Origin of the sequence: Streptomyces sp. NPDC059010, assembly GCF_042740355.1 — a bacterium.
In the GTDB taxonomy this organism is placed as follows: domain Bacteria; phylum Actinomycetota; class Actinomycetes; order Streptomycetales; family Streptomycetaceae; genus Streptomyces.
This window is the reverse complement of the sequence record NZ_JBHYJA010000008.1, coordinates 113,701-126,260: the sequence shown is the minus strand read 5'-3', so window position 1 is coordinate 126,260 and position 12,560 is coordinate 113,701. Positions and strand designations below refer to the sequence as shown.

The window sequence follows — 12,560 nt, the reverse complement described above, 5'->3', positions numbered from 1 at the left end:
GTAGCTTGTGGTTTTGTGCGTCTTCATACTTTTTTTGTTTTTTTTTTTTTGTTTCTTTTTTTTCTACTCCTCTTTTTCCACCCCCAAACTTTTTCTTTGCGCGGCGCATGCAGGGCTCTCACCCAGGTCTTACCTAACCTCCTGACAGGCGCCGTCCCTAACTTCCCGCACATGACGGGAAACCACACGGCCGAAGGGCCGAAACACAAGCGGGACCTGACACGTCGCAAGGTCGTCGTCGCCGGTGCGGGAGCCGCCGCGGCGGTGGGCGTGGGCGGCACGCTCGCGGCGGGCGCGTTCGCGGGTGAGACCAGCGCGTCCACGTCCTCTTCCGCGTCGGCGAGTGCCAGTGCGTCGAGCGGCGAGGTCTGCTACAAGCTGACCTCCGAGACGACCGAGGGCCCCTACTACATCGACGCGGACAAGCTCCGCAAGGACGTGACCGAGGACCAGGAGGGCATCCCGCTCACTCTCCGCCTCAAGGTGATCGACTCCGAGACCTGCAAGCCCATCAGGAACGCCGCGGTCGACATCTGGCACTGCAACGCGCTGGGCGTGTACTCGGGATACGAGGCCATGGGCAGCGGCGGTGGCGGCGGGGGCGGTACCCCGCCCTCCGGCCAGCCGACGGGTGAGCCCCCGTCCGGCGCGCCCTCGGGCGAGCCGGGTGGCGGAGGCGGCGTCCACGTGGAGCCGACGGACGACGAGCGCTATCTGCGCGGTACCTCGAAGACGGACCGCAACGGCGTGGTGGAGTTCAGGACGGTCTTCCCCGGCTGGTACCAGGGCCGCTCCGTTCACATCCACACCAAGGTGCATGTGAACGGCACCTGGACGGACGCCGGTTACGAGGGCGGCAACACCTGCCACACCGGTCAGTTCTTCTTCGACGAGGAGAGCGTGCTGGCCTCCGCCGAGGTGGAGCCGTACTCCACCAACACCACCACCCGGACCACGCTCGACGAGGACACCATCTACCCGGACAACGGGACCGAGGGCGGCCTGCTGAAGCTGAAGTACCGCAAGAACGACATCGCGAAGGGCGTCGTAGCGACGATCACGATGGGTGTCGACCCGGAGACCACCAACGCCGGAACCTGACCGACTTACGGGCCTACGAGGCGAGGCGAGGCGAGTGAGGCAAGGCGCGGGGCGGATGTGTGTGCGCATCCGCCCCGCGTCCACATGTATGGACATCCGCTCAATCCGTTGACCCGGAAGCCCGGTCTCCGTATGGTTCCCCAGGCCCGCGTACGTGATCCAGGTTCACATACGTGCACGACCTAGGGGAGGCAACGATGTCGGAAGTGATGTCGGAAGGCGTGACACCCGACGCCGAACGCCGCGCCGTCGGCAAGTTCCTGCGCCGGATGCTGCCGATCCTCGTCCTGATGCTGCTGGTCAACCAGATGGACCGGACCAACGTCGGCTTCGTGCAGGACGAGTTGCGGGCCGACGTCGGCGTGAGCGCGACGGCTTACGGCCTCGGCGCCGGGCTGTTCTTCATCGGGTACGCCCTGTTCGAGGTGCCCAGCAACATGCTCCTGGAGCGCTTCGGCGCCCGGGTCTGGCTGACCCGCATCATGATCACCTGGGGTGCGGTGATCGTGGCGATGTGCTTCATCCACAACGTGTGGATGTTCTACGGCCTGCGCTTCCTGCTCGGCGTCGCGGAGGCCGGCTTCTTCCCCGGCGTGCTGCTCTACTTCACCCAGTGGCTGCCCGACTCCAGCCGCGGCCGGGCGAGCGCGATCTTCCTGGGCGGCTCGGCGACGGCGTACATCGTGACCGGCCCGATCACCGGTGCCCTCCTCGAACTGCACGGGGTCGGCGGATTCGCCGGCTGGCGCTGGATGTTCGCCCTCGAAGGACTGCTCTCGATCGTCGTCGGCTTCGTCGCCGGATTCTTCCTCGTCTCCCGTATCGAGGACGCCCGCTGGCTCACCAGGGAGGAGAAGGACGCGCTGCGCTCGGCGGTCGCCCGCGACGAGGAGGCCCGCAGCCGGGCCCCGAAGGTGTCCCGGCTCAGGCTCCTCTTCCACAAGCAGGTCGCCCTGCTGACCGCGGTCTTCTTCGCGATGGCCCTCACCGGCTACGCGATCACCTTCTGGCTGCCCAGCCTGGTTGAGGAGATAGGCGGCCTGTCCTCCTTCGAGGTCGGCCTGCTCTCGGCGATCCCGTGGATCTGCGCCGTGATCGCGATGTACACGGCCAGCCACTTCACCGACGGCGCCCCCGACCGCCGCCCCTACCTCGCCATCGCCCTGGTCCTGTCGGCCCTCGGCACCTTCCTGGCCACGCTGGGCTCCCCGTGGTTCGGCCTCGCCGCGATCACGCTGGCGGCGGTCGGCGGCAAGTGCGCGGCGACCCTGTTCTGGCCGATGGCCCAGTCCGGGCTCGACCTCAAGGTCGCCGCGCCCGGACTGGCGGTCGTCAACTCCATCGGAAACCTGGGCGGTTTCGTCTCCCCCACCCTCTTCGGCTACCTCAAGGACACCACCGGCACCACCAACGGCGGCCTCTACACCCTCTCGGCGGCGTCCCTCCTGGCCGTGGCCGGCGTCGCCCTCATCCGCCGGACGGGAGGCGGGGGCACGAGGGCGACGTCCGACGTGACGTCGGCGGAGCCCGTCAAGTGAGGCCGGGGCCGTGCTCTACTCACCGTCGCCCCACCGCCCTCGCCGCCCTCCTCCAGGGCGTCCTCACTCGTCCCCGTCCGCCGGAGGGCTGAGCGCCTCCTCCTCCAGCAGGCGCTCAGCGATGTCGTCCGCCCAGGCCCGGACCCAGCGGCGAAGCAGTCGCACCGAGTCCTCGTCCAGGCCCCTCGCGGTGAACTCGCGGTCGTCCAGCAGCTCCGTCGCCTCCAGGCGGGACTGGAGGTCGGACGGGTCGAAGTCGTCCCAGGCGTGGCGGCGGGCCTGTTCCTCCAGGTCGGGGAAGGTCCAGTGGGAGGCGGCGGCGTAGACGTCGGTCAGGTCGCGGGCGGTGCCCCGGTCGGTGAGGGCGCGGACCTTGGTGCCGATGAGGTCTTCGAGGGAGAGGGCCGGGCCCAGGTCGGTCATGACGGGCGGGTGCCAGAGGGTTTCCTTGAGGAGATCGAGCGTCGTTTCCGCCGTGCCTTCCTCGTCGGTGACCAGGAGCCGGGCGGAGAGCGGGTCGGTCTCCAGGGGGCGTACCCGCCAGCCGAGGTCGGTCAGACCCTGGCCGACCACGGCCGCGATCCGGTCCATGGGCTCGGCCGTCTCGGTCGCCAGTTCCAGCGGCCCCCGCACGAACCGCTCCGGCGTCAGGCCGTGCGCCCGGACCGCGTACTCGCCCGCCAGGACGAGCGGGTAACGGGCGCCGAGGGTGAGGGCGTCGGTCAGGAGGTCTCGGGGGAGCGGGATCATGGTGCGCCGATTATGACGGCCCCGCCGAGGCGCGAGACCTCAACGGGGCCGGAGCGTGCGGCTGTCCGGGCTAGCTACCTCGCCACGAACTGCGTAAGGATCGCCTGCACCTCGTAGATGTCGACGCCCTTGGTGAACGTCTTCTCGATCGGCGTCGCCGAGCCGGACAGCCAGATCTTCAGCTCGGCGTCCAGGTCGAAGGTGCCCGCGGTCTCCACCGCGAAGTGGGTGATGCTGCGGTACGGGATCGAGTGGTACTCCACCTTCTTGCCCGTGATGCCCTGCTTGTCGACCAGGATCAGACGGCGGTCGGTGAACAGGATGGTGTCGCGTATCAGCAGGTACGCCGCGTGCACCTGCTCACCGTGGCCCAGCAGACGCGCGTAGTCCTGCTGCGCCTGCCCCTGGTCGATGGTGTGCGCGTTCCCGAACAGTGCCATGGATGGATCCCCCCATGTGATGGCCTTGCGTGGTCTTCATTGATCTTCAGCGGTCATGCGTGATCTTCGCCATGTATAGCCGTTCTGGGCGGCCGCGCATAGGGGCGCAAAAGATCAGGTGTCGTACGAACCGTCCCACGGCGCGCCGAACCCCAGGTTGTCGGGGTGGAGCTCGGCCCAGGCCTCCCCCTCCTCCTCGTCCGTCACCAGGCCGAACAGCACGCCCTCGACGGTGAGTTGGAAGGGACGTATCGCGATGTCCGTGTAGGTGCGCCGGGGGAGGCTGCGCAGCAGGGACGCCAGGTGGGCGCGGGCACGGGCGAGGACCGAGTCGGGTCCGTGCGGGGCGCGCTGCTGCTCGGCCCAGGTGCCGGCGCACCAGATCTCCGAGTCGCGGTACCGGCCGTCGGCGTCGAAGGTGTGCAGGACCGAATAGAGCCGTTTGTGCTCTTCCCAGCCGGAACCGAGGTCGAAGCCCTTGGGGAAGGCGTACGTGACCGACCCCATGAACTGCCCGTCCGCGTACTGGCCGATCGCTTCGGTGCGGCCGTGCGGCTCGTAGGCGATCGGGATGACCTCTGGGACTGCCATGGCGGAAACCTTACGGTCGTCGCGGGGGGCATGGTGGCGGTGGGGTGGGATCGTTGCCAAGCGCATGGGCAACATCCGCGTGATGTCCCCGAGTTGGGCACCGATCGGCCAAAAGATTCACGGCAACCTTTCAGATCTTCGCGACCACGCTGATCGGCAGCAGCGACACCGACAGCGCCGGCAAGCTGCGGGTCACCCTCCACCACAACGTGTGGAAGGGCATCGTGCAGCGTGCCCCGCTGGCCCGGATCGGTCCGTCCGGCGCCAAGGTCGCGGGGCTGCTGAGCGGCGACGGCACCGGCTCCATCGCCGGCTCCGGCAACCTCGTCAACGGCACGGCGACCGACCTCGTGGCCGCGTACAACTCCGCGGGCTCGAAGAAGATCAAGACGACGGTGAACTGGAAGCCGGCGCTCACGGCCGGGCTGCAGACGTCGGCGAAGAACCTGGTGACGGAGCTGGCTACGACGACGGGGGCCGGGGCGCTGTCCTGACGAGGTTTTTCTCGCAGTGCCGTCACACTTCCGTGGCGGGCGGCGTCAGGGAGGCAGTAGGCAAACAGACCGCACCTGACCGGGAGCTCCCATGCACACCGCATACGTCGTCGTGACCCTCGTCGCCGCCCTGATGGCCGGTTTCTCCGGCGCCGTCCTGCTGATGCGCGCCCAGTGGATCGTGCAGGCCCTCACCGACTACGGCGTCCCCCGGCCGTGGTGGACCTGGCTCGGGCTGGCCAAGGCAGCCGGGGCCGTGGGCCTGGTCGTCGGGCTGTTCGTGCCGGTGATCGGGGTGCTGGCCGGGGTGGGGCTAGTGCTGTACTTCCTGGGCGCCGCGGTGACGGTGGCGCGGGCGCGGTGGTACTCGCACATCCCGTTTCCGCTGGTTTATGCCGCTCCGGTGGTGGGGGCGCTGGTGTTGGCGTACGCCGGTTGAGCAAAAGGTGTCGTGTGCGCCTCGTTACCGCCAGATGGGCGATGTCTGGCGGGGCCCTTGGGGCCTAGGGTGCGGGGCATGAGAATAACCAGACGATTGGACAGTCCGGTGCAGCGATGCCTGAGTGAAGCAAACTGTCCTGCCGTGTTCGCTCTTTCCTCGGGTGACGTGGCGTTCATCGGGCGCGATGCTCCCCAGGAGGTCCATGAGACGCTGCCTCCCGGATCAGGGGTAGGGGAGGGCGAAAGGCTCGTGGTAGTTCCCCGGGACGTACTCGTCAGTGCTGGATGGAACGCACTGGCCTGTTGAGCGCTCAGTGCGGCTCGGCCAGATTATTCGGGTCGAGCCGCATTGCTTGGTTCAGCGTCTGACGCTGATAGGCCAATTCAACGGTGTCATAGAAATGGCGCAGCCCTCCGTCGGAGGGCAAGGAGAGGTCGCGCGAAACTCGTGTCCGTTCCCAGAAGTCCCGTATCGTCGGGCTGCTGAAGATGTGATCCAGCGTTTTCTCGACCTCGTCACGTTCGCCCGTATTCCAGTGCGTCCATAGGTGAGAGATGATCAGGTTGGCGTACATGAATTGCTTGCGAAGGCCATCGGACACTTCACTTCCGTAGCCTGGCCAGACCGCCATCAGGAGGGGATCGTCGATGGCCATCTGAATAAGCTTCCGATGTTGCTCCCGCATTGCCGCCTCGGCGACGCGGCGTGTCATATGGTGTTGGTTTTCCGCGACCTCGCGTTGCAATGCCAGTTCCGCGCGCTGTGCCTCCAGGACTTCGCGTTGCATCCTGGATTCCTCGCCCTGCTGGTGGAATGTGCGGGCGATATAGATGAGGACGACGACCGACGTGGCAGCGGCGGCGGCGCCGAAGGACTGGCCCGCGTTTCCGGTGGCGGTGGACTGAATTCCGGAGAAGCTCGTCAGGAAGAGTGTGAGCCCTATGGTCGCCGCACAGGATGCGATCGTGATGGTGACCAGGACCCAAACCTCGCGAGCGCGACGAGACCCTGCCATGGCACCCCCTGATGGAAGACCACTATTACTCGTGAGTATGTCTTCGATCCAGGGGAGGTATGCCCACGTAATCCGCCGGGAAAACAATGCGCTAGAAGCAGGGATGGGTATGCGCCAGGAGAATGATTTCGTCCGGATTCCTCTGGGCCCGTTGGTGAACGTGGGAAACCAACGGGCCCTTTCTTATCCCTACTGCTCGGCTTACTCGCCGCCGAAGCGCTCCTTGTACGTCTCCAGGTCCTCGTCCGTGAGCTTTGCGAAGAGGACCGGCGGGACGGTGAAGGGGGTGCCGGCGGGGACGGAGGTCAGGGACTTCGCCTCGGTCGGGCTCACCCAGGTCGCCGTGTCGTCGGGCAACGCGAAAGCCTCACGCATCGTCTTCGCCGTCGCCGGGATGAACGGCTCCGAGACCACCGAGTAGAGATGGATCAGGTTCATCGCCGTGCGCAGGGTGAGCGCGGCGCCGTCCTTGTCGGTCTTGATCTCCAGCCAGGGGGCCTTCTCCTCCAGATAGGAGTTGCCGGCCGACCACAGGGCACGCAGGGCCGCCGCCGCCTTGCGGAACTGGAGCGCCTCCATGTGCCCCTCGTACTCGGCGAGCAGCTCGGCGATCTGCTCGCCCAGCTTCACCTCCGCCTCGCCGGGCGCGCCCCCCGCGGGGACGTCGTCGCCGAAGCGCTTGCGGGAGAACGACAGGACGCGGTTGACGAAGTTGCCGAGGGTGTCGGCGAGGTCCTTGTTGACCGTGGCCGTGAAGTGCTCCCAGGTGAAGGACGAGTCGTCCGACTCCGGCGCGTTGGCGATCAGGAAGTAGCGCCAGTAGTCCGCCGGGAGGATCTCCAGGGCCTGGTCGGTGAAGACGCCGCGCTTCTGGGACGTGGAGAACTTTCCGCCGTAGTACGTCAGCCAGTTGAAGGCCTTGACGAAGTCGACCTTCTTCCACGGCTCGCGGATGCCGAGCTCGGTGGCCGGGAACATCACGGTGTGGAAGGGGACGTTGTCCTTCGCCATGAACTCCGTGTAGCGGACGGTGTCGTCCACGTCGTACCACCAGGACTTGTAGTCCCGGTTCTCCGGGTCCTGGTCCGACCACTCCTTCGTCGCGCCGATGTACTCGATCGGGGCGTCGAACCAGACGTAGAAGACCTTGCCCTCGGCCGCCAGCTCCGGCCAGGTGTCCGCCGGGACGGGGACGCCCCAGTCCAGGTCACGGGTGATCGCGCGGTCGTGCAGGCCCTCGGTCAGCCACTTGTGGGCGATGGAGGAGGCCAGGTGCGGCCAGACGCCGTCGTGCCGGGCGACCCACTCCATGACCTCGCGCTGCAGCTTGGACTGGAGGAGGAAGAGGTGCTTGGTCTCGCGGACCTCCAGGTCCGTGGAGCCGGAGATCGCGGAGCGGGGGTTGATCAGGTCGGTGGGGTCGAGTACGCGGGTGCAGTTCTCGCACTGGTCGCCGCGGGCCTTGTCGTAGCCGCAGTGGGGGCAGGTGCCCTCGACGTAGCGGTCCGGGAGGAAGCGGCCGTCGGCCGGGCTGTACACCTGGCGGATCGCCCGCTCCTCGATGAAGCCGTTCTCGTGCAGCTTGCGGGCGAAGTGCTGGGTGATCTCGACGTTCTGCGGGGAGGAGCTCCGGCCGAAGTAGTCGAAGGCCAGCGCGAAGCCGTCGTAGACCGCCTTCTGCGCGTCGTGCGCCTGGGCGCAGAAGTCCGCCACCGGGAGGCCCTGCTCCTTCGCCGCCAGCTCGGCCGGGGTGCCGTGCTCGTCCGTGGCGCAGATGTAGAGGACGTCGTGGCCGCGCTGGCGGAGGTACCGGGAGTACACGTCCGCCGGGAGCATGGACCCCACCATGTTGCCCAGGTGCTTGATTCCGTTGATGTACGGAAGGGCGCTGGTGATGAGGTGTCGAGCCATCGCGGGGCTGCTCCCAGGTCGGGTCGGGCTGGTGGGTCTTCTTGGTGTTTTGAGAACCTTGAAATCGTAGCCGACATGGGTGGGCCGCCCGCCTCCCGTTTTAAGGGGTGGGAAGGGGCGGCCCGGGGATCTTCGGGTGTGATCTTCGGGGGTTACGGGCGCCAGTTCGCCAGGATGCCCTCGTAGAGCTCGGCGTCCGTCAGCTCGCGGGGGGTCTCGCCCGCCAGGAAGTGGGACGTGTTGTCCGTCTTCAGCTTGCGGAGGTAGTCGAAGGCCTTGTTGTCCGGGGCGCCGAAGGCGACGAAGGCGAAGTGCACGGACGGGTGGGTCTTCGCGGCCTCGGTGAGGGCGTGGGTGGCGGGGGTCTTGGCGTCCGGGGCGCCGTCGGTCTGGAAGACGACGAGGGCGGGGGCGGTGGGGTCGGCGGACTTCTGGTGCTGGGCGAGGACTTCCTCTACGGCCACGTGGTAGCTGGTGCGGCCCATGCGGCCGAGGGTGGCGTGGAGGTCGTCGATCTTGTTCTCGTGGTCGGTGAGGGTGAGTTCGCCGGTGCCGTCGAGTTCGGTGGAGAAGAAGACGACGCTGACCTTGGCCTCGGGGTCCAGGTGGGCGGCGAGGGCGAGGGTCTGCTCGCCGAGGGCCTGGGCCGAGCCGTCCTTGTAGTACGGGCGCATGGAGGCGGAGCGGTCGAGGACGAGGTAGACCTTGGCGTGGGTGGTGGTGAGGTTGTGAGTGGTGAGGGTGGTGGTGGCCGCGGTGTAGGCGGTCTTGAGGGCGCGGGGGATTTCGGGGGTGGCCTCGGCTTCGCCTTCGGCCTTTGTGTTCCCACCCGCACCACCCGTGCCGCTTTCGTCGTCGGCTGCGAGTGGCCCCTGTGCGGCGTCCTCACCGTCGGCGACCGCGGGAGCGTCGTCAGGCTCCGCGGCGGCCGGCTCCGCGACCGGCTCGGCGTCCTGCTCGGGGTCGGCTGCCTCCGGAGCGACCTCGGCGACCGGCTCCGGCTCAGCGACTGTCTCCGACTCGACGACCGTCTCCGACTCGACGACCGTCTTCGGCTCGACGACCGTCTTCGGCTCGACGACCGTCTTCGGCTCGACGACCGTCTCGGGCTCTGAGACTGCCTCCGGCTCGGGGGCCGTTTCCTCGGCTGCCGCAACCGGCGCGGGCTCCTCGGTCACCGGCTCGGGAGTGGACTCCTCGGCCACAACCTCCTCGGCGACGGCCTCCTCGACCACCGGCGTCTCCGCAACGGGCTCCTCGGCAGCCGGTGCCTCCGCGACGACCGGCTCTTCAGCGACCGCCGTCTCCGCAACGGGCTCCTCAGCCACCGTCTCCGCAACGACGGGCTCCGCAACGACCGGCTCCTCGGCCACCGGCGCGACCGCAACCGGCTCCTCGGCAACCGCCGTCTCCGCAACCGGCTCAGCCGACGGCTCCTCAGCAACCGGCGCTTCCGTCACCGGTTCCTCAGCCGCTGGCGCTTCCGCCCCCGGCTCCTCAGCCACCGTCTCCACCGGCTTCGCCGGCTTAGGCACCGTGACGTTGTCGAAGGCCGCCGAAACCAGATCGTGCTCGTCGGCGTCCTGCTCGGACGTCTCAGACGTCTTGGACGTCTCGGCCCTCTCAGTCGACCCAGTCGACCCAGCCGCCCCCGCAGCCCCCGCAGCCCCGGTCTCCCGCGGCTCCGCGCTCTGCGGCTCCGCGCTCCGCGGCTCCGCCCCCCGCGGTTCCGGTACCTGGGCGGTGGCCGTCGGCTGGGGTTCCGGGGACGGTGACGGGACCGTCGGCTGCGGTTCCGGCGAAGGAGTCGCACCCTCTGCTTCGGCGGTACGTCCCTTACGTGACCGGCCGAACGCGTTCCGCAGGAGAGTGAGAATGCCCATGTGCGCAACCCTTCGCATGAGTTGATGCCCGTAGATCCCTGGCCAGGACGGACACGTAAGGTTAGCGGCCCCAGATGGCGATCTTGGGGAGGGGCTGACACAAGGCCCACCGCTCAGTCAAGGGCCGCATCGAGCCGACTCCCGCCACGTGCTCAACTGCCGTACATCCACCTCTGGTTCACCTGCGGTTCACTCACTCGCCCCGCTCCCGCACAAACGTGCCCCTACCGTCCCCCACGCTGCACTCAAGGGGAAGCAAGGGGAGAACAAAACGCCATGCGTATTCCGCTGCCGATCATCCGCACCAATAACAGTGACTCGCACCCTGGTGGGCGTTCTGCCCTGACCTGCCGGTTCCGGTGTGGTGACGCCTGTTTCCACGAGGTGCCGAACACCACCACGAACCCGTACGTCGGTGACGTCATCGCCGACGCCCTCAGCCGCCGTACGACGCTGCGCGCCGCCGCCGTCGTCTCCGCGGTCGCCGCCGTGGGCGCCACCGCCACCGTCAGCGCGCCGAAGGCCGACGCCGCAGAAGCCGCCGAGGCCGCCGGGGCGACGACCGAGCGGACCGGCACTTTCGGGCGCGGTGCGCGTGGCCTGCGCTTCAGCCCTGTCGCGCCGAACACCGCCGACACCGTGACCGTCGCGGACGGCTACGCGCAGAACATCGTCATCAAGTGGGGCGAGCCCATCCTGCGCGGTGCCCCGGCCTTCGACCCGGACAACCAGACCGGTGAGTCGCAGTCCCAGCAGTTCGGGTACAACAACGACTTCCTCGCCCTGCTCCCCCTGCCCGGCGAGCGCAACCGGCAGATACTCGTCGCCAATCACGAGTACACCGACGAAGTGATCATGTTCCGTGGCTACGACGCCGCCAACCCGACCAAGCAGCAGGTCGAGGTCGCGTGGGCGGCCCATGGGCTCTCCGCCGTCGTCGTGGAGGGGGACCGGAGGAGCGGGAAGCTCACCGCCGTGCCCCGCCACCCGCTGAACCGGCGCGTCACCGCGACCACCGAGTTCAAGGTCACCGGGCCCGCCGCCGGCTCCGACCTGCTGAAGACCTCCGCCGACCCGACCGGCACCAAGGTCCTCGGCACCCTCAACAACTGCTCCGGTGGTGTCACCCCGTGGGGCACCACGCTGCACGGCGAGGAGAACTTCAACCAGTACTTCGCCAACGCCACCCGTGCCACGGACAAGCGGTACGGCCTCGGCACCGGTGCCACCGAGCGCAAGTGGGAGAGGTTCGACAAGCGCTTCGACGTCGCCCAGGAGCCGAACGAGCCGCACCGCTTCGGGTACGTCGTCGAGCTCGACCCGTACGACCCCACCTCCAAGCCGCGCAAGCACACCGCGGTCGGCCGCTTCAAGCACGAGGGCGCCACGGTCCGGCTGACCGAGGACTGCCGCCCCGTCGTCTACTCCGGTGACGACGAGCGCTTCGACTACTTCTACAAGTTCGTCAGCAGCAAGCGGATGAAGAAGGGCACGTCCCGGGCTGTGCGCGAGCACAATCTCTCGCTGCTCGACGAAGGCACGCTCTACGTCGCCAAGCTCACCGGTGACTCGCCCGCCATCGAGATCGACGGGACCGGGAAGCTTCCCTCCGACGGTGAGTTCGACGGCAGCGGCGAGTGGATCCCGCTGGCCACCGCAACCGCCGACGGTGCCGAGTCGCACGTCGAGGGGATGACCGCGGAAGAGGTGTTCGTCTTCACCCGTCTCGCGGGGGACAAGGTCGGCGCCACCAAGATGGACCGGCCCGAGGACATCGAGCCCAACCCGCACACCGGCAAGGTGTACGTGGCCCTCACCAACAACTCCAACCGCGGCAAGACCGGCTTCGCCGCCGCCGACGAGGCCAACCCGCGCAACAGCAACAAGCACGGCCAGATCCTGGAGCTCACCGAGCGCTGGAACCGCGCCGACAGCAAGAAGTTCGCCTGGACGCTGTTCCTGGTCGCCGGTGACCCGAACGACTCGGCCACCTACTTCGCCGGGTTCCCGAAGGACCAGGTCTCCCCGATCTCCTGCCCGGACAACGTCGCCTTCGACTCGTACGGCAACCTGTGGATCTCCACCGACGGCAACCAGCTCGGCTCGCACGACGGCCTCTTCGGGGTCGCCACGCGCGGTGAGCGGCGCGGTGAGCTCAAGCAGTTCCTGACGATGCCGAAGGGCGCGGAGACCTGTGGCCCGGTCATCCAGGACCGTCGTGTGCTCGTCTCCGTGCAGCACCCGGGCGAGATCGACGGTGCGACCGCGGAGAAGCCGCTGAGCGCCTGGCCCGAGGGCGAGGGGAAGATCAACCGGCCGGCCGTCGTGGCTGTCTGGCGCAAGGACGGGTGCGACATCGGTATCTGACCCGCACCGAGAAGGGCCTACGGAGAAG

The 12,560-nt window shown here is 67.9% G+C and carries 10 protein-coding genes and 1 pseudogene; 5 read left to right on the top strand and 6 right to left on the bottom strand.

From position 1 onward, the window contains the following. The first annotated feature begins 171 nt into the window (after positions 1-171). Both ACFWYS_RS10600 and ACFWYS_RS10595 read left to right on the top strand, forming a co-directional pair. A complete protein-coding gene (locus tag ACFWYS_RS10600) occupies positions 172-1,101 on the top strand; it encodes an intradiol ring-cleavage dioxygenase (protein WP_384765700.1) in 930 nt (309 codons plus the stop codon). A 197-nt stretch (positions 1,102-1,298) separates the two neighbouring features. Further along, the gene (locus tag ACFWYS_RS10595; RefSeq protein ID WP_384765698.1) at positions 1,299-2,639 is read left to right on the top strand and encodes an MFS transporter; all 1,341 of its coding nucleotides are present in this window, start codon (positions 1,299-1,301) and stop codon (positions 2,637-2,639) included. A gap of 63 nt (positions 2,640-2,702) precedes the next feature. On the opposite strand, the gene ACFWYS_RS10590 is transcribed toward ACFWYS_RS10595, so the two are convergent. The 3 genes from ACFWYS_RS10590 to ACFWYS_RS10580 form a co-directional block, all read right to left on the bottom strand. Further along, positions 2,703-3,389 (bottom strand): nucleotidyl transferase AbiEii/AbiGii toxin family protein, encoded by a 687-nt coding sequence (locus ACFWYS_RS10590; protein WP_384765696.1) that lies wholly within the window; start codon positions 3,387-3,389, stop codon positions 2,703-2,705. Positions 3,390-3,463: 74 nt separating this feature from the next. After that, on the bottom strand, positions 3,464-3,829 hold the full coding sequence (locus ACFWYS_RS10585) for a PH domain-containing protein (RefSeq protein WP_194043638.1): 366 nt from the start codon (positions 3,827-3,829) through the stop codon (positions 3,464-3,466). Between the two features lie 114 nt (positions 3,830-3,943). Then, positions 3,944-4,420: a hypothetical protein gene (locus ACFWYS_RS10580; RefSeq protein WP_384765694.1), complete on the bottom strand. Its 477-nt coding sequence runs from the start codon at positions 4,418-4,420 to the stop codon at positions 3,944-3,946. Positions 4,421-4,563: 143 nt separating this feature from the next. Between ACFWYS_RS10580 and ACFWYS_RS10575 the strand changes: the two are divergent. Beyond that, a pseudogene (locus ACFWYS_RS10575) lies at positions 4,564-4,914 on the top strand (pectate lyase); the annotation flags it as partial. Between the two features lie 91 nt (positions 4,915-5,005). After that, complete coding sequence (locus tag ACFWYS_RS10570; protein WP_384765692.1) at positions 5,006-5,353, top strand: DoxX family protein; 348 nt, start codon at positions 5,006-5,008, stop codon at positions 5,351-5,353. 313 nt (positions 5,354-5,666) lie between these two features. Here the strand turns inward: ACFWYS_RS10570 and ACFWYS_RS10565 are convergent, their stop codons facing one another. The 3 genes from ACFWYS_RS10565 to ACFWYS_RS10555 all read right to left on the bottom strand — a co-directional run bounded on the left by ACFWYS_RS10565 (position 5,667) and on the right by ACFWYS_RS10555 (position 10,165). Beyond that, positions 5,667-6,371 carry a DUF6082 family protein gene (locus ACFWYS_RS10565; protein ID WP_384765690.1) on the bottom strand — a complete coding sequence of 235 codons (705 nt, stop codon included), beginning with the start codon at positions 6,369-6,371 and terminating at the stop codon, positions 5,667-5,669. A gap of 201 nt (positions 6,372-6,572) precedes the next feature. Continuing rightward, positions 6,573-8,282 (bottom strand): methionine--tRNA ligase, encoded by a 1,710-nt coding sequence (metG, locus tag ACFWYS_RS10560; protein ID WP_384765689.1) that lies wholly within the window; start codon positions 8,280-8,282, stop codon positions 6,573-6,575. Between the two features lie 152 nt (positions 8,283-8,434). Then, positions 8,435-10,165, bottom strand: a complete 1,731-nt coding sequence (locus ACFWYS_RS10555; protein WP_384765687.1) for a VWA domain-containing protein — start codon at positions 10,163-10,165, stop codon at positions 8,435-8,437. 276 nt (positions 10,166-10,441) lie between these two features. Between ACFWYS_RS10555 and ACFWYS_RS10550 the strand changes: the two genes are divergently transcribed. Further along, positions 10,442-12,532 carry a PhoX family protein gene (locus ACFWYS_RS10550; RefSeq protein WP_384765685.1) on the top strand — a complete coding sequence of 697 codons (2,091 nt, stop codon included), beginning with the start codon at positions 10,442-10,444 and terminating at the stop codon, positions 12,530-12,532. The last annotated feature ends 28 nt before the right edge of the window (positions 12,533-12,560 follow it).

What these genes read in the sequence shown, in the direction of transcription:
- ACFWYS_RS10595 (WP_384765698.1), top strand. Translation starts at nt 1,299, where the DNA reads ATGTCGGAAGTGATGTCGGAAGGCGTGACACCCGACGCCGAACGCCGC.
- ACFWYS_RS10555 (WP_384765687.1), bottom strand. Translation starts at nt 10,165, where the DNA reads ATGGGCATTCTCACTCTCCTGCGGAACGCGTTCGGCCGGTCACGTAAG.
- ACFWYS_RS10590 (WP_384765696.1), bottom strand. Translation starts at nt 3,389, where the DNA reads ATGATCCCGCTCCCCCGAGACCTCCTGACCGACGCCCTCACCCTCGGC.
- ACFWYS_RS10550 (WP_384765685.1), top strand. Translation starts at nt 10,442, where the DNA reads ATGCGTATTCCGCTGCCGATCATCCGCACCAATAACAGTGACTCGCAC.
- ACFWYS_RS10600 (WP_384765700.1), top strand. Translation starts at nt 172, where the DNA reads ATGACGGGAAACCACACGGCCGAAGGGCCGAAACACAAGCGGGACCTG.
- ACFWYS_RS10565 (WP_384765690.1), bottom strand. Translation starts at nt 6,371, where the DNA reads ATGGCAGGGTCTCGTCGCGCTCGCGAGGTTTGGGTCCTGGTCACCATC.
- ACFWYS_RS10580 (WP_384765694.1), bottom strand. Translation starts at nt 4,420, where the DNA reads ATGGCAGTCCCAGAGGTCATCCCGATCGCCTACGAGCCGCACGGCCGC.
- metG (WP_384765689.1), bottom strand. Translation starts at nt 8,282, where the DNA reads ATGGCTCGACACCTCATCACCAGCGCCCTTCCGTACATCAACGGAATC.
- ACFWYS_RS10570 (WP_384765692.1), top strand. Translation starts at nt 5,006, where the DNA reads ATGCACACCGCATACGTCGTCGTGACCCTCGTCGCCGCCCTGATGGCC.
- ACFWYS_RS10585 (WP_194043638.1), bottom strand. Translation starts at nt 3,829, where the DNA reads ATGGCACTGTTCGGGAACGCGCACACCATCGACCAGGGGCAGGCGCAG.